Consider the following 23,203-nt stretch of genomic DNA (forward strand, 5'->3'; position numbering starts at 1 on the left):
GGCACCCCAGAGCCGCCCTTACCGAATCCGGTAGGGGGAAGGTAGGGGCCTCGCGGGGGTGTAGGTGGATTTCCTTTCCTGATTACGTATCCCTCGCCTGGTCCGGCCGGTGCCCGGCGTGTCGCCCGGATGCGCCGTACCGCACCGAGCGGCCGAAGAGACATCGACGCCAGCGCCGTACGCGTGCGCCCGGTGCGACCTGAGGGAGTGCCCCGTGACCATCGATCAGGAGATTCGCAAATACCCGTTCAGTGAGTCACCCGGGATCGACATCGACCCCACCTACGGGTTGCTGCGCAGCACCGAGCCGCTGGCCCGGGTGCAGTTGCCGTACGGCGAGGTGTGCTGGCTGGCCACCCGGTACGAGGACGTCAAGACCGTGCTCACCGACCCGCGCTTCAGCCGGGCCGCCGCGCAGGGCAAGGACCAGCCCCGCCTCCGCGAGGAGATGACCTACGAGGGCATCATCGGCCTCGACCCGCCGGACCACACCCGGCTGCGCAAGCTGGCCGGCAAGGCGCTGACCGCCCGCCGGGTCAACGAGATGCGCGAGGGCGCCCAGCGGATCGCCAACGAGTACGTCGACGAGATGATCGCCAAGGGCGCCCCGGGTGACCTGGTCGAGCTGTTCGCGCTGCCGTACCCGATCACCGTGATCTGCGAGCTGCTCGGCGTGCCGTTCGAGGACCGCGCCCAGTTCCGGATCTGGACCGAGGGCCTGACCAGCACCAGCGAGCAGCTCATGGTCTACGTCGAACAGCTCTTCGGCTACATGGGCAACCTGGTCGCGCAGCGCCGTGAGCAGCCCACCGACGACCTGCTCGGCGCGCTGGTCAAGGCCCGGGACGAGGGTGACCGGCTGACCGAGCAGGAACTGCTCTCCATCGCCGGGGTCGGGCTGCTGCTCACCGGCGTGGAGACGGTGTCCACGCACATCCCCAACTTCGTCTACGCGCTGCTCACCCACCCGGAGCTGATGGCGCAGCTCCGCGCCGACCGGAGCCTGGTGCCGGCGGCCGTCGAGGAGCTGCTGCGGATGATCCCGCTCAACCCGGCCGCGATGTTCCCCCGCTACGCGGTGGAGGACGTCGAGCTGAGCGGGATCACCGTGCGCGCCGGCGAGCCGGTGCTGGTGTCCCTGCCCGGCGCCAACCGCGACCCGGAGGTCTTCGACAACCCGGAGAGCTTCGACTTCACCCGGGAGCAGAACCCGCACGTCGCGTTCGGCCACGGCCCGCACCACTGCCTCGGCGCGCAGTTGGCCCGGATGGAGCTGCAGGTGGCCCTGCACACCGTGCTGGACCGCTTCCCGGAGCTGCGCCTGGCCCAGGGCGACGAGGGCGTGTCGTGGAAGTCCGGCCTGCTGGTCCGGGGCCCGAACCGGCTGCTGGTGGCGTGGTGACCACGGTGGACACCCGCTGGACGGTCACCGTCGACCGGGACGCCTGCATCGGCACCGGGGTCTGTGCCGGCGCGGCGCCCCGCCAGATCGAGATCCGCGACGGCAAGGCGTCCGCGCTGGCCCCGCAGACCGCGCCCGACGAGGCGGTCATCGACGCCGCCGACATGTGCCCGATGTCCGCGATCACGGTGCGCGACGCCGCCTCCGGCGCGCTGCTCGCGCCCGAGGAGTGAACGACCACCGCCCCGACCGGTGAGCCCTGCCGGTCACGGGCGAGGCCGCCGCGACCGGTCCCCCCTACCGGGCGCGGCGGCCTCGCCGTGACCGGGCACCGAAGCCGACACACCCCGGGTGTCGCACCCGGAGACCTAGTGGAGCGTGCCATGAGCGAGTCCGTGAACCCCACCGGCGCCGAGCCCGACGCGCTGTCGGCACTGCGGCGGCGGCTGGACGGCCGCACGGCCGACGAGCAGGACCGGGCGCTCACCGCCCTGGTCCGGGAGCAGGCCCGCGACGTGCTGCGGACCGTGCTGCCGGACGGCCCGGACGCCGTCGAGCCCGGTCGGCCGTTCCGCGACCTGGGCTTCGACTCGCTCGCCGCGGTAGAGCTGCACCGCCGGCTCACCGCCGCCACCGGCCTGGACCTGCCGGTCACCCTGGTCTTCGACCACCCCACCCCGCAGGCCGTCGGCCGGCTGCTGCGGGGCCTGCTCGGCGGTGACGCCGCGCCCGCGCCGGCCGTCGCGCCGCTGCGCCGCCCCGCCGCCGACGACGAGCCGATCGCGGTGGTCGGCATCGGCTGCCGCTACCCCGGCCACAGCACCTCCGCCGACGAGCTGTGGCGGCTGGTCGCCGAGGGCCGGCACGTCATCTCCGACTTCCCGACCGACCGGGGCTGGGACGTCGACGGCCTCTTCGACCCCGACCCGGGCAAACCCGGCAAGACCTACGTCCGCCAGGGCGGGTTCCTGGAGGGCGCGGCCGAGTTCGACGCGGACTTCTTCGGCATCAGCCCGCGCGAGGCGATGACGATGGACCCGCAGCAGCGGCTGGTGCTGGAGACCGCCTGGGAGGCGCTGGAGGACGCCGGCATCGACACGGCGTCGCTGCGCGGCAGCCAGACCGGCGTCTTCATCGGCGCCGAACCCCAGGAGTACGGCCCCCGGCTGCACGAGGCCCCCGAGGGCCTGGACGGCTACCTGCTCACCGGCAACGCGCCGAGCGTGGTGTCCGGCCGGCTCGCCTACACCTTCGGCTTCGAGGGCCCGACCCTGACCGTGGACACCGCCTGCTCGGGTTCGCTGGTCGCCCTGCACCTGGCCTGCCAGGCGGTGCAGCGCGGGGAGTGCAGCACCGCGCTGGCCGGTGGCGTCGCGGTGATGGTGCACCCGGGCGCGTTCACCGCGTTCAGCCGGCAGCGCGGTCTCGCCCCGGACGGGCTGTGCAAGCCGTTCGCCGCCGCCGCCGACGGCACCGGCTGGGCCGAGGGCGTCGGCATCCTGGTGCTGGAACGGCTCAGCGACGCCCACCGCAACGGGCACCAGGTGCTCGGCGTGATCCGCGGGTCGGCGATCAACCAGGACGGCGCGTCCAACGGGCTGACCGCCCCGAACGGGCCGTCCCAGCAGCGGGTGATCCTGCAGGCGCTGGCGTCGGCCGGCCTGGCCCCCACCGACGTGGACCTGGTCGAGGCGCACGGCACCGGCACCCGGCTCGGCGACCCGATCGAGGCCCAGGCGATCATCGCCACGTACGGCCGGGAACGCCCCGCCGACCGGCCGCTCTGGCTCGGCTCGCTCAAGTCGAACATCGGTCACTCGCAGGCCGCCGCCGGTGTCGCCGGGGTGATCAAGGTGCTGATGGCGATGCGGCACCGGGTGCTGCCGCGTACCCTGCACGTCGACGCGCCCACCCCCAACGTCGACTGGTCCGCCGGCACCGTCGCGCTGCTCACCGAGGCCCGCGAGTGGGCCGACCCGGGCCGGCCGCGCCGGGCCGGGGTCTCCTCGTTCGGGGTCAGCGGCACCAACGCGCACGTCATCGTCGAGGAACCCCCGGCGGTCGGCGACGAGGCCGTCCCCGACGTGCCGCAGTTGCCCAGCGAGGTGCTGCCGGTGGTGCTCTCCGCCCGCAGCGAGGCGGCGCTGCGTGGCCAGGCCGCCGCGCTGCTCGCCGCCGTGGACACCGGCGGGGACGCCCCGGAACTGCTCGACGTCGCGTACTCGCTGGCGACCACCCGTACGGCGCTGGAGCACCGGGCGGTACTGGTGGCCCGGGACCGGGCGGCGGCCCTGCGCGACCTGGCCGCCCTCGCCGACGGCGGCAGTGTGCCCGGCGTGCACCTGGGCCAGGCCACCGGCGGTGGGCTCGGGTTCCTCTTCACCGGGCAGGGCAGCCAGCGCCTCGGCGCGGGCCGTGAGCTGTACCGCAACTACCCGGTCTACGCCGCCGCGTTCGACGACGCCTGCGGCTGGCTGGACCTGCAACTGGACGTGCCGCTGGCCGACGTGCTCTTCGCCGAGCCCGGCACCGCCGAGGCGGCGCTGCTGCACCAGACCGCCTACACCCAGTGCGCCCTGTTCGCCATCGAGGTCGCCCAGTTCCGGCTGCTGGAATCCTGGGGGGTACGCCCCGACCTGCTCGCCGGGCACTCGATCGGCGAGCTGGCCGCCGCCCACGTCGCCGGGGTGCTCTCCCTGGAGGACGCGGCGCTCCTGGTCGCCGCCCGGGGGCGGCTCATGCAGCAGCTCCCCACCGGGGGCGCGATGATCTCGGTGCAGGCCACCGAGGAGCAGGTGCGTCCGCTGCTCGCCGGCCGCGAGGCAGAGGTGGGTGTGGCGGCGGTGAACGGCCCGACCTCGCTGGTGGTCTCCGGCGACGAGGACGCCGTGCTGGAGGTCGCCGCCGCGCTGGCCGCCGCCGGGCACAAGACGAAGCGGCTGAAGGTCAGCCACGCCTTCCACTCGCCGCTGATGGCGCCGATGCTCGCCGAGTTCGGCCGGCTCGCCCACGTGCTCGCCTACCGGCCGCCGACCATCCCGATGGTGTCCACGGTGACCGGCCGGCCGGTGCTCTCCGGCGAGCTGTGCGACCCCGAGTACTGGGTGCGGCACGTCCGCGACAGCGTCCGGTTCGCCGACGCGGTCCGGTCGATGGCCGACGAGGGGGTCACCACCTTCCTCGAACTCGGGCCGGCCGGGGTGCTCTCCGCGATGGGTCCGGCCTGCCTCACCGAGGACGACGACGCGGTCTTCGCCCCGCTGCTGCGCGCCGACCACGACGAGGAGACCGAGGTGGTCTCCGCCGTCGCCCGCGCCCATGTGCGCGGCGTGCCGGTCGACTGGGCGGCGTACTTCGCCGCGCGGGGAGCCCGCCGGGTCGCCCTGCCCACGTACGCCTTCCAGCGCCGCCGGTTCTGGATGGCCGCCGGTGGTGGCAGCGCCGACGCGACCGGCTTCGGTCAGCTCGCCGCCGGCCACCCGCTGGTCGGCGCGGTCGTCGGCCTGGCCGGCGGCGACGGGGTGGTGCTCACCGGCCGGGTGTCGCTGCGCAGCCACCCGTGGCTGGCCGACCACACCATCTCCGGGGTGGCGCTGCTGCCCGGCACCGCCTTCGTCGAGCTGGCGGTCCGCGCCGGTGACCAGGTCGGCTGCGCCACGGTGGAGGAGTTGACCCTGGAGGCCCCGCTGGCGCTCGACGAGCGCGGCGTCGCCCTCCAGGTGGTCGTCGGCGCCGCCGACCCGGCGGGACGCTGCCCGGTGGCCGTCTACTCCCGCCCCGACGAGCCGGACGGCCAGCTCTGGACCCGGCACGTCAGCGGTTTCCTCGCCCCGGAGGCCGCCGACGCCGGGCAGCCGCTCACCCAGTGGCCGCCCCGGGACGCCCAGCCCGTCGACCTGACCGACATCTACCCCGAGCTGGCCGGCCAGGGCTACGGCTACGGCCCGGTCTTCCAGGGCCTCAAGGCCGTCTGGCGGCGGGGCTCCGAGGTGTACGCCGAGGTCGCGCTCCCCGCCGACAGCCGCGCCGACGCGGCCCGCTTCGGCCTGCACCCGGCGGTGCTGGACGCCGCCCTGCACGCCATCGACGCGGCCCGCCGGGGCGAGCCCGCCGACGACGAGGTGCGCATCCCGTTCGCCTGGAACGACGTCACCCTGCACGCCGCGGGCGCGGCCGAGGTGCGGGTACGCATCGCCCCGGCCGCCGGGGACAGCGTGTCGGTGACCCTCGCCGACGCCACCGGCGCACCGGTCGCCTCGGTACGCTCGTTCGTCTCCCGGCCGGTGTCCACCGCCCAGCTCACCGCCGCCCGGGGCGGCTACCACGAGCGGCTGTTCCGGCTGGAGTGGACCACACTGGGCCAGCGGCCCGCGCCGTCGGGCACCCCGCGCTGGGCGGTGCTCGGCGCCGAGCGGATCGGCGCGGCCACCCGGCACGCCGACCCGGCCGCCCTCGGCGCGGCGATCGACGCCGGCGCCACCGCCCCCGAGTGGGCGTTCGTCGGGGTCGCGGCCGGGGACGTCCGGGCCGCCACCACCGACGCGCTGGACATCCTCCAGACCTGGCTGGCCGACGCCCGGCTGGCCGGCACCCGGCTGGTCTTCGTCAGCCGGGTCGACGACCTCGCCACCGAGGCGGTGTGGGGCCTGGTCCGGGCCGCGCAGACGGAGAACCCGGACCGGTTCGTCACCGTCCGGCTCGACGACGCCCCGACCCCGCTGCTGGCCGCCGCCCTGGCCACCGGCGAGCCGGAGCTACGGCTGCGCGACGGCGTGACCAGCGTCCCCCGACTGGCCCGGGTCGCCACCAGCACCGCCGCCCCTGCCCCGACCGGCACCGACCCGAGCGGCACCGACCCGACCGGAGGTGACATCGCCGGCACCGGCTGGCCAACCGACGGCACGGTGCTGGTCACCGGCGGCACCGGCGGGCTGGGCGCGCACGTGGCCCGGCACCTGGCCGGCAACCACGGCGTACGCCACCTGCTGTTGACCAGCCGCAGCGGCCCGGCGGCGGCCGGCGTGGCGGAGCTGCGCGCGGAGCTGGAGGCGGCCGGTGTCACCGTCGAGGTGGCCGCCTGCGACGCCGCCGACGCCGACGCGCTGGCCGCGCTGCTCGCCGCCGTTCCGGCCGACCGGCCGCTGCGGGCGGTGGTGCACGCCGCCGGCATCGTCGACGACGGGGTGATCGGCTCGCTCACCCCGGACCGGCTCGACGCCGTGCTGAAGGCCAAGCTGGACGGCGCGGTCAACCTCGACGCGCTGACCCGCGACGCCGAGCTGACCGCGTTCGTGCTCTTCTCGTCGCTGGCCAGCCTGCTCGACTGCGCCGGCCAGGGCAACTACGCCGCCGCGAACGCCACCCTGAACGCGCTCGCCACCGCCCGCCGGGCCGCCGGCCGACCCGCCGTCGCGTTGACCTGGGGTCTGTGGACCGGCGACAGTGGCATGGGCGGCAAGCTGGACGCCGCCGCGCTGCACCGCATCGACCGCTCCGGCATGCCCGGGCTGACCCCGGCGGAGAACCTGGCCCTGCTCGACGCGGCGCTCGGCGTCGACGAGCCGGTGCTCGCCCCGATCCGGGTCGACCTGGCCGCGCTGCGCGCCCGCCCGGACGGCGTACCGGCGCTGCTGCGGGGCCTGGTGCCGCTGCCGGCGCGGCGCAGCGCCCAGGCGGCCGGCCCGGCGGACGCCACGCAGGGGCTGACCCGGCAGTTCGCCGCGCTCGGCCCGGCCGAGCGGGACCGGTTCACCCTCGACCTGGTCCGCGAGCACGTCGCCGCCGTGCTCGGGCACGACAGCGCGGACGCGATCGAGCCGCGCCGGGCCTTCAACGAGCTGGGCTTCGACTCGCTGGCCGCGGTCGAGCTGCGCAACCGGCTGAAGGCGGCCACCGGGCTGCGGCTGCCGGCGACCCTGGCGTTCGACTACCCGACCCCGGCGGCGCTGGCCGAGTTCGTGGTCTCCACCGTGCTGGGCACCGGCGCGGACGTGGCGACGCCGGAGCTCGCGCCGGCCTCCTTCACCCAGGAACCGATCGCGATCGTCTCGATGAGCTGCCGCTTCCCCGGCGGGGTGGCCACCCCGGAGCAGCTCTGGGAGCTGCTGGAGGGCGGGGTCGACGCGGTCTCCCCGTTCCCCGCCGACCGGGGCTGGGACCTGGTCGGCATGTACGACCCGGAGCCCGGCAAGCCCGGCCGGACGTACTCGATGGAGGGCGGTTTCCTCTACGACGCGGCCGACTTCGACGCGGACTTCTTCGGGATCAGCCCCCGCGAGGCGGTGGCGATGGACCCGCAGCAGCGGCTGATGCTGGAAACCTCGTGGGAGGTGCTGGAGCGGGCCGGGATCGACCCGACCTCGCTCAAGGGCAGCCCGACCGGCGTCTTCGCCGGCGTCATGTACCACGACTACGCGCTGCGGCTGCACCAGGTGCCCGACGATCTGGCCGGCTACCTGGGTAACGGCAGCCTCGCCAGCATCGTCTCCGGCCGGGTGGCCTACACCCTGGGGTTGGAGGGGCCGGCGGTGTCGATCGACACGGCGTGCTCGTCGTCGCTGGTGGCGATCCACCTGGCCGTGCAGGCCCTGCGGGCCGGCGAGTGCTCCCTGGCGCTGGCCGGCGGCGTCACCGTGATGTCCACCCCGGACACCTTCCTCGACTTCAGCCTTCAGCGTGGCCTGGCCAGGGACGGCCGGTCGAAGTCCTTCGCCGCCGGAGCCGACGGCACCGGCTGGGGTGAGGGCGCGGGCATGTTGCTGCTGGAGCGGCTCTCCGACGCCCGGGCCAACGGCCATCAGGTGCTCGCGGTGATCCGGGGTTCGGCGACGAACCAGGATGGCGCGTCGAACGGGTTGACCGCCCCGAACGGCCCGTCCCAGCAGCGGGTGATCCGGCAGGCCCTCGCCTCCGCCGGTGGCATCCCGGCCACCGAGGTGGACGCGGTCGAGGCGCACGGCACCGGCACCGCGCTCGGTGACCCGATCGAGGCGCAGGCGCTGCTCGCCACCTACGGCCAGGGCCGGCCGGGCGAGCGTCCGCTCTGGCTCGGGTCGATCAAGTCGAACATCGGGCACACGCAGGGTGCGGCGGGTGTGGCCGGGGTGATCAAGATGGTGTTGGCGATGCGCAACGACCTGTTGCCCCGCACCCTGCACGCCGACGAGCCGTCGCCGCAGATCGACTGGTCGGCCGGGGAGGTACGGCTGCTCAACGAGGCGCAGCGGTGGCCCACGCTGGACCGGCCACGCCGGGCGGGGGTGTCGTCGTTCGGCATCAGCGGCACCAACGCGCACGTGATCCTCGAACAGGCGCCCCCGGTGGAGGAGCCCCCGCCGGCCGAGGGCACCGCGGCCGTCGCCCCGGCGGTGTTGCCGTGGTTGCTGTCCGCGCGGTCGGTGGAGGCGCTGCGGGCGCAGGCCGGCCTGGTGGCGGATGCCGGGGCCGGTCTGGACGTGGCGTTCTCGCTGGCGACGACGCGGGCGGCGCTGGAGCGTCGGGCGGTGGTGGTGGCCGCGGCCGGCGAGGACGCGGTACGTGCCCTGCGGTGTGTGGCGGCGGGGGCCGACTCGGCCGACGTGGTGTACGGGTCGCCGTCGGCCGGGAAGTTGGCGGTGCTGTTCACCGGCCAGGGCGCGCAGCGGTTGGGTATGGGCCGTGAGCTGGCGGCGGCGTATCCGGCGTTCGCGGAGGCGTTCGCGCAGGTGTGCGCGGAGGTGGACGCCAAGCTCGACCGGCCGCTGCGGGAGGTGCTGTACACGGAGTCCGATGTCGCTGACGCGGCGTTGTTGGATCAGACGGTCTACAGCCAGGCGGCCTTGTTCGCCATCGAGGTGGCGTTGTTCCGGCTGTTGGAGTCGTGGGGGGTCCGGCCCGACATGGTCGCCGGTCATTCGATCGGTGAGGTGACGGCGGCCCACGTGGCCGGGGTGTTGTCGTTGGCCGATGCGGCGACCCTGGTGACGGCGCGTGGCCGGTTGATGCAGTCGATGCGGGAGGACGGCGCGATGGTCGCCGTCGAGGCGTCCGAGGCGGAGGTGCGTGCGGCGCTGACCGGTATCGAGGCGCGGGTGGGTGTCGCGGCGGTGAACGGTCCCCGCGCGGTGGTCGTCTCCGGTGACGCGGAGGCGGTGGAGTCCGTCGCGGCGGGCCTGCGGAGTCAGGGGCGGCGGACGAAGCGTTTGCGGGTGAGTCACGCGTTCCACTCGCCGCACATGGAGCCGATGCTGGCGCAGTTCCACGAGGTCCTCGCCGGTCTGGTGTTCGAGCGGCCCCAGGTGCCGGTGGTGTCCAACGTGACCGGTGCGGTGGCGGGTCCGGAGGAGTTGCGGGACCCGGGTTACTGGGTGCGCCACGTCCGGGAGGCGGTGCGGTTCGGTGACGGGGTGGCCGCGCTCCAGGCGGCGGGGGTCACCACGTTCCTGGAGGTCGGCCCGGACGCGGTGCTGACGGCGATGGGCCGTGACTGCGTGACCGACGAGGACGCGGTGGCTCTGGTTCCGGTGCTGCGTGCCGGCCGGGACGAGCCGACGACCCTGCTGACCGCCCTGGCGACCCTGCACACCCGGGGTGTGGCGGTGGACTGGCGGGCCTGGTTCGCGCCCACCGGCGCCCACCCCACCGAGCTGCCGACCTACCCCTTCCAGCGCCGCCGCTACTGGATCAACGCGACCAACGCGGCGACCGACGCGGCGTCGGTGGGCCTCGGGGCGGCGGTTCACCCGCTGTGGGGCGCATCGGTGTCGATGGCCGAGTCCGGTGAGGTGCTGTTCACCGGCCGGTTCTCCGTGGACACCCACCCGTGGCTGGCCGACCACGCCGTCTCCGGCACGGTGCTGCTGCCCGGCACCGGCTTCGTCGAACTGGTGCTGCACGCCGGTGACCACGTGGGCCTCGGGCACCTCGAAGAGCTGACCCTGCACGCCCCGCTGCTGCTGCCCGGCGGCGGCGCGATGCAGGTCCAACTGCTGATGACGCCCGCCGACGAGTCGCACCGCCGTACCGTCAGCGTGCACTCCCGTCCCGAGCACGCCGACCCGGACCTGCCGTGGACCCGGCACGCCACCGCCGTGCTCGCCGATTCGCCGGCCGAGCCCACGTTCGACCTGACCGCCTGGCCGCCGCCGGGCGCGGTGCCGGTGCCGGTGGCCGGGCTCTACGACGATCTGGTGGCGCAGGGGTACGAGTACGGTCCGGTGTTCCAGGGCGTGCAGGCCGCGTGGCGGGCCGGCGAGGTGGTGTACGCGGAGGTGTCGTTGCCGTCGGAGGCGCACGCCGACGCGGCCCGGTTCGGTCTGCACCCGGCGCTGCTGGACGCGGCGCTGCACGCGGTGGGAATCGGCGAGGAGGTGCCGGCGGACCGGCCGCCGTCGGTGCCGTTCGCCTGGACGGACGTGACGCTGCACGCCGCCGGTGCGACCGCGCTGCGGGTGCGGGTCACGCCGGCGGGTGCGGAGTCGGTGGCCCTGCACCTGGCCGATCCGACGGGTGCGCCGGTGGCCGAGGTCGGTGCGTTGGTGTCCCGGCCGGTGCAGCTCGCCGCCGTGGCCGCCACCGACGGCAACCTCTACCGCGTCGACTGGACCCCCGTGCCGGTGGCCGCCGCCCCGACCACCTCCTGGGCGTACCTGGAAGACCTCGCCGACGACGTGCCGGAGCTGGTCCTCACCCGCCTCACCAGCCCGGATGCCGGCGGCCCGTCGGTCACCCCGGACGGGGCTGTCGCCGACGGCTCGGCCGTCGACGTCGAGTCGGCGGCGCGGGCCGTCGCCGCGGCGGCGCTCGGGCTGCTCCAACGCTGGCTGGCCGACCCCCGGTCGGCGGAGTCCCGGTTGGTGGTGCTGACCAGTGGTGCGGCCGACCGGGTCACCGACCTGGTCCAGGCTCCGGTCTGGGGTCTGGTCCGGGCCGCGCAGATGGAGAACCCCGGCCAGTTCGTGCTGGTCGACGCCGCCCCGCAGACTCCGGTGGAGGACATCGTCGCGGCGGTCGGCACCGGTGAGCCGGAGCTGTCGTTGCGCGACGGGCAGGTACGGGCGCCGCGGCTGGCCCGCGCCGCCACCGGCGACACCGGGTGGCGGGCGGCGGGCACGGTCCTGGTGACCGGCGGCACGGGCGCGCTGGGCGTGCTGGTCGCCCGGCACCTGGTCGCCGCGCACGGGGTCCGCGACCTGGTGTTGGTCTCCCGGCGCGGGCCGGCTGCGCCGGGCGCCGTGGAGTTGCGCGAGGAGCTGGCTGGTCTCGGTGCCGCCGTCGAGGTGGTCGCGGCCGACCTGGCCGACCGGGACGCCGTCGCCGCCCTGGTGGACGGGATTGCCGGGTTGGCGGCGGTGGTGCACACCACCGGTGTCCTCGACGACGGGCTGGTGACCTCGCTCACCGCGGCACAGCTCGACGGCGTGTGGCGGGCGAAGGCCACTCCCGCCTGGCACCTGCACGAGTTGACCCGGGACCGGGACCTGTCGGCGTTCGTGCTCTTCTCCTCGGCCGCCGGGGTGGTGGACGGCTCCGGGCAGGGCAACTACGCCGCGGCGAACGTGTTCCTCGACGCCCTGGCCGAGCATCGGCGCGGGCTCGGCCTCGCGGCGACCTCGCTGGCGTGGGGGCTGTGGGAGGAGCGCGGCGGGATGACCGCCCACCTCGGCGAGGCCGACCTGGCGCGGATGGCCCGCTCCGGCATCCTGCCCATCAGCAGCGAGCAGGGTCTGGCGTTGCTGGACGCGGCGGTCGCCACCGGCGGGCCGACGTTCGTGCCGATCCGGCTGGACACCGCCGCGCTGCGCGCTCAGGGCCAGCAGATGTCGGCGCTGTTCCGGGGCCTGGTCCGGCTCCCGGCCCGCCGGGCCGCCGAGGCGGGCCGGACGCCGGTCGGCGGGTCGGCGCTGCACCGGCGACTGACCGGGCTGACCGACGCCGAGCAGCGGCGCCTGCTGCTCGACCTGGTCCGGGCCGACGTGGCCGCGGTCCTCGGCCACGACAGCCCCGCCACCGTGGAACCCGCCCGGGCGTTCCGGGAAATCGGCTTCGACTCGCTGGCCGCCGTGGAGCTGCGCAACCGGCTCAACACCGCCACCGGGCTGCGGCTGCCGGCCAGCCTGGTCTTCGACTACCCGAACCCCGCCGCGCTCGCCGACCACCTGCACACCCGGCTGCTCGGCGCGGCCACCCCGGCCGCCGCCACCGTCACCACTGTGATCGCCGACGACGAGCCCGTCGCGATCGTCGCGATGAGCTGCCGCTTCCCCGGCGGCGTACGCAGCCCCGAGGAGCTGTGGCAGCTTCTCGTCGAGGGCGTCGACGCCATCGCCCCGTTCCCCACCGACCGGGGCTGGGACCTCGACAATCTCTACGACCCGGAGCCCGGAAAGCCCGGCAAGACGTACGCGATGGAGGCCGGTTTCCTCTACGACGCGGCCGACTTCGACCCGGACTTCTTCGGCATCAGCCCCCGCGAGGCGATCGCGATGGACCCGCAGCAGCGGCTGCTGCTGGAGACCTCGTGGGAGGCGCTGGAGCGGGCCGGCATCGACCCCACCTCGCTGCGCGGCAGCCCCACCGGCGTCTTCGCCGGGGTGATGTACCACGACTACGCCAGCCGGTTGCCGGAGGTCCCCGAGGACCTGGTGGGTTACCTGGGCAACGGCAGCATGGCCAGCGTGGCCTCGGGTCGCATCTCGTACACCCTGGGGTTGGAGGGGCCGGCGGTCAGCGTCGACACGGCGTGCTCGTCGTCGTTGGTGGCGATCCACCTGGCGGTCCAGGCCCTGCGGGCGGGGGAGTGCTCCCTCGCCCTGGCCGGTGGCGTCACCGTGATGTCCGCCCCGGACACCTTCGTCGAGTTCAGCCTCCAGCGTGGCCTCGCCGCCGACAGCCGGGTCAAGTCCTTCGCGGCCGGCGCCGACGGCACCGTGATGTCCGAGGGCATCGGCATGCTGCTGCTGGAACGCCTCTCCGACGCCGAACGTCACGGCCACCACGTGCTCGCCGTGGTACGCGGTTCGGCGATCAACCAGGACGGCGCGTCGAACGGGTTGACGGCTCCGAACGGTCCGTCGCAGCAGCGGGTGATCCGGCAGGCCCTCGCGGCGGCCGGTGGCATCCCCGCGACCGAGGTGGACGTGGTCGAGGCGCACGGCACCGGCACCTCCCTCGGTGACCCGATCGAGGCGCAGGCGCTGCTCGCCGCCTACGGGCAGGACCGTCCCGAGGACCGGCCGCTCTGGCTCGGGTCGATCAAGTCGAACATCGGCCACACCCAGGGTGCGGCGGGTGTGGCTGGTGTGATCAAGATGGTGCTGGCGATGCGCAACGACCTGTTGCCGCGCACGCTGCATGTGACCGAGCCGTCGCCGCAGGTCGACTGGTCGGCCGGCGACGTGCGGCTACTCACCGAGCCGCAGCGGTGGCCGGCGGTGGACCGGCCCCGCCGGGCGGGGGTCTCGTCGTTCGGCATCAGCGGCACCAACGCCCACGTCATCCTCGAACAGGCGCCCCCGGTCGAGGAGCCGCCGACGGACAGCTCCGAGCCGGCGATCCTGCCGTGGGTGCTGTCGGCCCGTACCGACCAGGCGCTGCGGGAGCAGGCCGGGCGGGTGGCCGCCGTCGCCGAGGGCGGCACCGCCCGGCCGGGTGACCTCGCGTACGCGCTGGCGACCGGGCGGGCGCTGCTGGACCGGCGGACGGTGCTGGTCGGCGACCGGGCCGGCTTCGTCGCCGGAGCGCGCGCCTTCGCCGAGACGGGCACCGCCCCCGGCGTGCTCCAGGGCGGCACCGTCTTCGTCTTCCCGGGGCAGGGTTCGCAGTGGCTGGGCATGGCGGTGGAGTTGCTGGACTCGTCGCCGGTGTTCGCCGAGCGGATCAACGAGTGTGGCACGGCGTTGTCGGAGTTCGTGCCGTGGCGGCTGACCGAGGTGCTGCGGGGCGCGGAGGGCACGCCGTCGGTCGACCGGGTGGATGTGGTGCAGCCCGTGCTGTGGGCGGTGATGGTGTCGCTGGCCGGGTTGTGGCGCTCGTTCGGGGTCGAGCCGGACGCGGTGATCGGTCACTCGCAGGGCGAGATCGCCGCTGCCGTGGTGGCGGGTGGGCTGTCGTTGCGTGACGGCGCGGCGGTGGTGGCGCTGCGGAGTCTGGCGATCGCGGAGGATCTGGCGGGCCGGGGCGCGATGGCCTCGGTCGGCCTGCCCGAGCGGGCGGCGGCCGAGCGGCTGACCGGTTACGCCGGGCGGATCTCCGTGGCCACCGTCAACGGCACCTCCTCCGTCGTCGTCTCCGGCGACCCCGACGCGGTCGACGACCTGGTCGCCACCCTCACCGCCGAGGGCGTCCGGGCCAAGCGGGTCAACGTGGACTACGCCTCGCACTCCGCCCAGGTCGAGCTGATCGAACAGCGCCTGCTCGACGTGCTCGCCGGGCTCACCCCCCGTGCCTCGACCGTGCCGTTCTACTCCACCGTCACCGGCGAGGTGCGGGACACCACCGGCCTCGACGCCGCCTACTGGTACGCCAACCTGCGGCAGACCGTCCGCTTCGAGGAGACCACCCGCGCCCTGCTCGCCGCCGGGATGCGGGTGTTCCTGGAGTGCAGCGCCCACCCGGTACTGACCATGGGTATCGAGGAGACCGCCGCCGACGCGGGCGTCGAGGTCGCCGCCGTCGGGTCGCTGCGTCGGGGCGAGGGTGGGCTGCGACGGTGGCTGACCTCGCTGGGTGAGGCGTTCACTCGGGGTGTCGCGGTGGACTGGTCGGCGGTGCTGCCGGCGCGTCCACGCGGCGAGGTGCCGCTACCCACCTACCCGTTCCAGCGCCGCCGGTACTGGATCAACGCCACCGGCAGCACCGCCGACCTGGCCTCCGCCGGGCTCGGTTCCGCCGGCCACCCGCTGTGGGGTGCGGCCGTGTCGATGGCCGAGTCGGGTGAGGTGCTCCTCACCGGGCGGATCTCCCTGGACACCCATCCGTGGCTGGCCGACCACGCCGTCAACGGCACGGTGCTGCTGCCCGGTGCGGGCTTCGTCGAGCTGGTGCTGCACGCCGGTGACCACGCCGGCCTCGGCCACCTCGACGAGCTGACCCTGCACGCCCCGCTGCTGCTGCCCGAGCGCGGCGCCGTCCAGGTGCAGCTCCTGCTGGGCGCTGCCGACGACGCCGGCCGGCGCGCGGTCACGGTGCACTCCCGGCCGGAGCACACCGAGAGCTGGACCCGGCACGGCACCGGCACCCTCTCCGCCGACGCCACCGACCCCGCGTTCGCGCTGACGGCCTGGCCGCCGCCGGGGGCGGTGCCGGTGCCGACCGCCGGTCTGTACGACGACCTGGTGGCCCAGGGCTACGAGTACGGCCCGGTGTTCCAGGGTGTGCAGGCGGCGTGGCGGGCCGGTGACGTGGTGTACGCCGAGGTGGCCCTGCCGGAGGAGGCGCACGCGGACGCGGCCCGGTTCGGTCTGCACCCGGCGTTGTTGGATGCTGCCCTCCAGGCGGTGGGTATCGGTGCGCCGGTGCCGGCCGGTCGGCCGCCGTACCTGCCGTTCGCGTGGACCGACGTCACCCTGCACGCCACCGGCGCGACCGCCCTGCGGGTCCGGGTCACCGCCGCCGGGCCGGAGGCCGCCACCCTGCACCTCGCCGACCCCGACGGGGCCCCGGTGGCCGTCGTCGGTGCCCTGGTCTCCCGTCCGGTCCAGCTCACCGCCGCCGCCCCGACCGACGGTGACCTCTACCGGATCGACTGGACGACCGTCCCCACCGGCACCGCCACCGAGTCGTGGGGCTACCTCGAAGGGATCGGTCTCGGCGTCCCCGACGTCGTGCTCGCCCCGCTCACCCCGGCCGGCGACGACACCGACCCGGCCACCGCCGCCCGGACGGCGGCGGCGCAGACCCTCGCCCTGCTCCAGTCCTGGCTGGCCGACCCGGCGCAGGCCGCCGCCCGGCTGGTGGTGGTCACCGACGGCGCCGTCGACGGCGGCACCGACCTCGCCCACGCCCCGGTCTGGGGTCTGGTCCGGGCCGCCCAGGCGGAGAACCCGGGCCAGTTCGTGCTGGTGGATGCTGATCCGGAGACTCCGGTGGAGGAGATCCTGGCGGCGGTGGGCACCGGCGAGCCCGAGCTGTCGCTGCGGGACGGGCAGGTACGGGTGCCGCGGCTGGCCCGGTCCGCCGGCACCGGTGCGGTGTGGCGGGCCGACGGCACCGTGCTGGTGACCGGTGGCACGGGTGTGCTGGGTGCGTTGGTGGCCCGGCACCTGGTCACCGGGCACGGGGTACGTGATCTGGTGCTGACCTCCCGGCGGGGGCTCGCCGCCCCGGGTGCGGCCGACCTGATCGACGAGCTGACCGTCCTCGGCGCGACCGTCGAGATCGTCGCCTGTGACATGGCCGACCGGGACGCCGTCGCCGCCCTGCTGGACGGCATCCCCACGCTGACTGCGGTCGTGCACACCACCGGCGTCCTCGACGACGGGCTGCTCGCCACCCTGACCCCGGCGCAGCTCGACGCGGTGTGGCGGGCCAAGGCCACCCCGGCGTGGCACCTGCACGAGCTGACCCGCGACCGGGACCTCACCGCGTTCGTGCTGTTCTCCTCCGCCGCCGGGGTCATCGACGGGGCCGGGCAGGCCAACTACGCCGCCGCGAACGTCTTCCTCGACGCCCTCGCCGGGCACCGGCGGGCCCTCGGGCTACCGGCGGTCTCGCTGGCCTGGGGCTTCTGGGAGCAGCGCAGCGGGATGACCGCGCACCTCGGGCAGGCGGACGTGGCCCGGATGGCCCGCTCGGGTGTCCTCGGGATCAGCTCCGACCAGGGCTTGGCCCTGCTCGACGCGGCGGTCGCCAGCGCCGAGCCGGTGCTGGTGCCGATCCGGCTGGACACCGCCGCGCTGCGTGCCCAGGGCCCGCAGATGCCGGCGCTGTTCCGGGGTCTGGTCCGGCTGCCCGCCCGCCGGGCGGCCGGCGCCGGGGCCGCCCCGGCCACCGGCCCCGGACTCCACCGGCAGCTCGCCACCCTCGGCGCGGACGACCAGCACCGGATGCTGCTCGACCTGGTCCGGGCCAACGTCGCGGCGGTCCTCGGCCACGACAGCGGCACCGCCGTCGAACCGGCCCGGGCGTTCAAGGAACTCGGCTTCGACTCGCTCGCCGCCGTCGAGCTGCGCAACCGGCTCAACACCGCCACCGGGCTGCGGCTGCCCGCCACCCTGGTCTTCGACTACCCGAACCCCGGCGCGCTCGCCGACCACCTGCACCACACCATCGTCGGCAGCCCGGTCGACGTCCGGCCGGCCGACGCACCCCGCCCGGTGGCCGACGAACCCGTCGCGATCGTCGCGATGAGCTGCCGCTTCCCCGGCGGCGTACGCAGCCCCGAGGAGCTGTGGCAGCTCCTGGTCGACGGGGCGGACGCCATCTCGCCGTTCCCCACCGACCGGGGCTGGGACCTCGACCACCTCTACGACCCGGAGCCCGGCAAGCCTGGCCGGACGTACTCGCTGGAGGGCGGTTTCCTCTACGACGCGGCCGACTTCGACCCGGACTTCTTCGGGATCAGCCCCCGGGAGGCGATCGCGATGGACCCGCAGCAGCGGCTGCTGCTGGAAAGCTCGTGGGAGGCGCTGGAGCGGGCGGGCATCGACCCGACCTCGCTCAAGGGCAGCCCGACCGGCGTCTTCACCGGCGTGATGTACCACGACTACGGCAGCCGGCTGCCGTCCGTCCCGGACGAGGTGGCCGGCTACCTGAGCAACGGCAGCATGTCGAGCGTCGCGTCCGGCCGGATCTCGTACACCCTGGGTCTGGAGGGGCCGGCGGTCAGCGTCGACACCGCCTGCTCGTCGTCGCTGGTCGCCATCCACCTGGCGGTGCAGGCGCTGCGGTCGGGGGAGTGCTCGCTGGCGCTGGCGGGTGGCGTGACGGTGATGTCCACCCCGGCCACCTTCATCGAGTTCAGCCTGCAGCGTGGGCTGGCCGCCGGCGGCCGGTGCAGGTCCTTCGCGGCCGGCGCGGACGGCACGGCGATGTCCGAGGGTGTCGGCATGCTGTTGCTGGAACGGCTCTCCGACGCCGAGCGGCACGGCCACCACGTGCTGGCGGTGGTACGCGGTTCGGCGATCAACCAGGACGGCGCGTCCAACGGGCTGACCGCCCCGAACGGTCCGTCCCAGCAGCGGGTGATCCGGCAGGCCCTGTCCGCCGCGAACGTCACCCCCGACCAGGTGGACCTGGTCGAGGCGCACGGCACCGGCACCACCCTGGGTGACCCGATCGAGGCGCAGGCGCTGCTGGCCACGTACGGGCAGGGGCGGCCGGAGGACCGGCCGCTGTGGCTCGGTTCGGTCAAGTCGAACATCGGGCACACCCAGGGCGCGGCCGGCGTCGCCGGGGTGATCAAGATGGTGCTGGCGATGCGTAACGGGGTGCTGCCCCGGACGCTGCACGTGGACGAGCCGTCCCCGCAGGTCGACTGGTCGGCCGGGGCGGTGCGGCTGCTCACCGAGGCGCAGCGGTGGCCGGCGCTGGACCGGCCGCGTCGGGCCGGGGTGTCGTCGTTCGGCATCAGCGGCACCAACGCCCACGTCATCCTCGAACAGGCGCCCCCGGCGCAGGACGCCCCGGTCGAGCCCGACGCGACGGTCGCCCCGCCCGTCCTGCCGTGGCTGCTCGCCGCCCGCTCGGAGGAGGCGCTGCGCGCCCAGGCCGACTTGGTCGCCGGCACCGGAGCCAGCCTCGACGTGGCGTACTCGCTGGCCACCACCCGGGCGGCGCTGGACCGCCGGGCCGTGGTGGTCGCCGCCGCGGGAGACGACGCGGTCCGCGCCCTGCGGGCGGTGGCCCAGGGGGGCGACGCCACCGAGGTGGTCCGGGGTACGCCGACCGCCGGCAAGCTGGCCATGCTCTTCACCGGTCAGGGTGCCCAGCGTCTCGGCATGGGCCGCGAGCTGGCCGCCGCGTACCCGGCCTTCGCCGAGGCGTTCGCGGAGGTCAGCGCGTACCTGGACGCGACGCTCGACCGGCCGCTGCGCGAGGTGCTGTACACCGAGCCGGACGTCGCCGACGCGGCCCTGCTCGACCAGACCGTCTACAGCCAGAGCGCGCTGTTCGCCATCGAGGTGGCGCTGTTCCGCCTGCTCGACTCGTGGGAGATCCGGCCCGACCTGGTCGCCGGGCACTCCATCGGCGAGGTCGCCGCGGCGCACGTCGCCGGGGTGCTGTCGCTGCCCGACGCCGCCACCCTGGTCACCGCGCGGGGCCGGCTGATGCAGCGCATGCGCGAGGACGGCGCGATGGTGGCCGTCGAGGCGTCCGAGGCGGAGGTACGCCGGGAACTGGCCGGCCGCGAGGCCGAGCTGGGCATCGCCGCGGTCAACGGGCCGCACGCGGTGGTGATCTCCGGCGACCACGACGCCGTCGGCGCGATCGCCGACGGTTGGCGGGCCCGGGGCCGCCGGACCAAGCGGCTGCGGGTCAGCCACGCGTTCCACTCGCCGCACATGGAGCCGATGCTGGCCGAGTTCCACCAGATCCTCGCCGGCCTGACCTTCGCCCCGCCGAGGGTGCCGGTGGTGTCCAACCTGACCGGCCGGCTCGCCGACCCCGACGAGATCCGCGACCCCGGGTACTGGGTGCGGCACGTCCGGGAGGCGGTCCGGTTCGGCGACGGCATCACCACCCTGGCGGCGGCCGGCGTCACCACGTACCTGGAGGTCGGCCCGGACGCGGTGCTCACCGCGCTGGCCCGGGACTGTGTCGCCGGCGCCGACGGGGTCGCCCTGGTGCCGGTGCTGCGTGCCGGCCGGGACGAGGCGACGACCCTGCTCACCGCCGTGGCCACCCTGCACGCCCGGGGGGTGCCGGTGGACTGGCGGGCCTGGTTCGCACCGACCGGCGCCCGGGTCACCGAGCTGCCGACGTACCCGTTCCAGCGTCGCCGGCTCTGGCTGGACGCGGCGGCGGACGGCGGCGGCGACGTGCCCGGCCTCGGCCAGCGCCCGGCCGCCCACCCGCTGCTCGGCGCGGTGGTCGGGCTGGCCGGCGCGGACGGCACCGTGCTGACCGGCCGGCTCTCCCTGCGGACCCACCCGTGGCTGGCCGACCACGCCCTCGCCGGGACGGTGCTGCTGCCCGGGACGGCCTTCGTCGAGCTGGCCGTCCGCGCCGGTGACCAGGTCGGCTGCGGCCTGGTGGAGGAGTTGACCCTGGAGGCCCCGCTGACCGTCCCCGCCCGGGGCGGGGTGGACCTGCAGGTGGTGGTCGGGGCACCCGACGGGACCGGCCGCTGCCCGGTCACCGTGCACTCCCGCCCGGCGGACGGCGTCGACGGGTGGACCCGGCATGCCACCGGCGTGCTGGCCCCGGTGGCGTCCACCGTCCCCGCCGCGTCGGCCGGCGACGCCTGGCCGCCGGCCGGCGCCACCCCGGTCGACCTGGACGGACGCTACGACCGGCTCGCCGACGCCGGCTACCACTACGGCCCGCTGTTCCAGGGGCTGCGGGCCGCCTGGCGGCGTGGCGACGAGGTGTACGCCGAGGTGGCGCTCCCCGAGGACGCCCGGTCCTCGGCCGGGCGGTTCGGCCTGCACCCGGCGCTGTTCGACGCGGTGCTGCACGCCCTCGACCTGGCCGAGGCGGACCAGCCCGACGATGGCCGGCTCCAGGTGCCGTTCGCCTGGCGGGGCGTCGCCCTGCACGCCACCGGCGCGGCGGCGCTGCGGGTACGGCTGACCCGGACCGGCCCGGAGGAGGTCGCCTTCGAGCTGGCCGACGCCGACGGCGTTCCGGTGGCGTCGGTCGCCTCGCTGGCGGTCCGGCCGCTCGCGGCCGACCAGCTCGGCGCGGCGGCCACCGCCCACCGGCCCGCGCTGTACCAGGTCACCTGGACTCCGGTGCCGACCCCGGACGCCGGACCGGCCGACCGGACGGTGGTCCTCGGCAGCGACGACCTCGGCCTCGGGGTGCCCCGCCACCCGGACCTCGCCGCGCTCGCGGCGGACGTCGAGCGGACCGGTGTCGCGCCGCAGACCGTCGTGGTGCCCTGGCGGGCGGCGTCGGACTCGACCGTGCCGGCCGCCACCGGGGCGCTGGACCTGGTCCAGCGGTGGCTCGCCGACGACCGGTTCGCCGGTGCCCGGCTGGCCCTGGTGACCACCCGTGCGGTCGCCACCGGTGACGGTGAGGACGTGCCCCGGCCGGTGGACGCCACCGTCTGGGGCCTGGTCCGGGCCGCCCAGGAGGAGAGTCCGGGCCGGCTGGTCCTGGTCGACGTCGACGGCGCGGACCGGGCCGGGCTGCGCGCGGCGCTCGCCGCCGGTGCCGAGCCGCAGCTCGCGGTGCGCCCCGGCGGGCTGCTCGCACCCCGGCTCGCGCCGCTGCCGGTGCCCGCCGGCGAGCTGCCGGCCGGCCCGGACCCCGACGGCACCGTGCTGATCACCGGCGGCACCGGTGGGCTGGGCCGGCTCGTCGCCGAACACGTCGTGGCCCGGCATGGCGTACGGCGGCTGCTGCTGGTCAGCCGGCGTGGCCCGGCCGCGCCCGGTGTGGACGAGCTGGTCGCCCGGCTGGCGGCGGCCGGCGCGGAGGTGACCGTGGCCGCCGGCGACCTGGCCGACCGGTCGGCGGTGGCGGCCCTGCTCGACGGGGTGCCCACCGCGCACCCGCTCACCGGGGTGATCCACGCGGCCGGCGTGCTCGACGACGGCCTGCTGCCCGCGCTGACCCCCGAGCGGCTGGCGGCCGTCCTGGCCCCCAAGGCGGAGGCCGCCCGTCACCTGCACGAACTCACCCTGCACCTGCCGTTGCGCTGGTTCGTCCTGTTCTCCTCGGCGGCGGCCACGCTCGGCGGTGCCGGCCAGGCCAACTACACCGCGGCCAACGCCTACCTGGACGCCCTCGCCCAGCACCGCCGGGCGCATGGCCTGGTCGGCACCTCGTTGGCCTGGGGCCTGTGGGCCGAGTCGGGCAGCGGGATGACCGGCCACCTGGGCGAGGTGGACCTCCGGCGGATGGCCCGGTCCGGGGTGACCGCGCTGTCCACCGTGGACGCGCTGGCGCTGTTCGACGCGACCACCCACCCCACCCCCGCCCTGGCGCTGCCGGTACGCCTCGACCTGGCCGCGATCCGGGCCCGGTCCGAGGGGGTGCCGCCGCTGCTGCGCGGTCTGGTCCGCGCCCCGGCGCGTCGGGTGGTGGCCGGCGCGGCCGGTGCGGTGGCCGGGGAGCGGTCGCTGGCCGACCGGCTCGCCGGCCTGCCGCCGGAGGAGGCCGACCGGCTGGTCACCGAGCTGGTCCGGGGTCGGGCGGCCGAGGTGCTCGGCCACGACCGTCCGCACGTCGTCGACGTGGACAAGGGCTTCCTGGAGCTGGGTTTCGACTCGCTGGCGGCGGTGGAGTTTCGCAACAGCCTCGGTGCGGCCACCGGGCTGCGGCTGTCGGCGACGCTCATCTACGACCACCCCAGCCCGGCGGCGGTGGCCCGGTTCGTGCGGACGGAGCTGGCCGGTGACCTGCCGGCCGCCCCGTCGCTGGAGGCCGAGCTGGCCCGGCTGGAGGCGCTGATGGACGGCACCGTGCCGGACGACGCGGAGCGGGGACGGATCACCGTCCGGCTCCAGGCGTTGATGTCCCGGTGGAACACGGCGTACGGAACGGCCAGCGTGGAGCCGGTCGCCCGGGACCTGGCGGCGGTCTCCGCCGACGAGCTGTTCGACATCCTCGACGACGAACTGGAGGCGTCGGACTGACCCCACCGTCCGCTGGACCCGAGGTCCGTCGACGCCCACGGGCGGCCGGCGGACCTCGGGCTTCCTCCCCGTGGAC

At 75.5% G+C, this 23,203-nt stretch carries 3 protein-coding genes; all 3 read left to right on the forward strand.

The features are described 5' to 3' along the window. The first annotated feature begins 214 nt into the window (after window positions 1–214). The 3 genes from ACIQG9_RS28010 (at window position 215) to ACIQG9_RS28020 (ending at window position 23,127) form a co-directional block, all read left to right on the forward strand. On the forward strand, window positions 215–1,402 hold the full coding sequence (locus ACIQG9_RS28010; protein ID WP_400408044.1) for a cytochrome P450: 1,188 nt from the start codon (window positions 215–217) through the stop codon (window positions 1,400–1,402). Then, window positions 1,399–1,635, forward strand: a complete 237-nt coding sequence (locus ACIQG9_RS28015; protein WP_400408046.1) for a ferredoxin — start codon at window positions 1,399–1,401, stop codon at window positions 1,633–1,635. The genes ACIQG9_RS28010 and ACIQG9_RS28015 overlap by 4 nt, the downstream gene beginning before the upstream one ends. 150 nt (window positions 1,636–1,785) lie before the next feature. Further along, window positions 1,786–23,127, forward strand: a complete 21,342-nt coding sequence (locus ACIQG9_RS28020; protein WP_400408048.1) for an SDR family NAD(P)-dependent oxidoreductase — start codon at window positions 1,786–1,788, stop codon at window positions 23,125–23,127. The last annotated feature ends 76 nt before the right edge of the window (window positions 23,128–23,203 follow it).

The organism is Micromonospora sp. NPDC092111 (assembly GCF_044755745.1).
Lineage (GTDB): Bacteria > Actinomycetota > Actinomycetes > Mycobacteriales > Micromonosporaceae > Micromonospora.

Bases quoted from the DNA above. Each gene is read 5' to 3' on its own strand.
- ACIQG9_RS28020 (WP_400408048.1), top strand. From the start codon at position 1,786: ATGAGCGAGTCCGTGAACCCCACCGGCGCCGAGCCCGACGCGCTGTCG.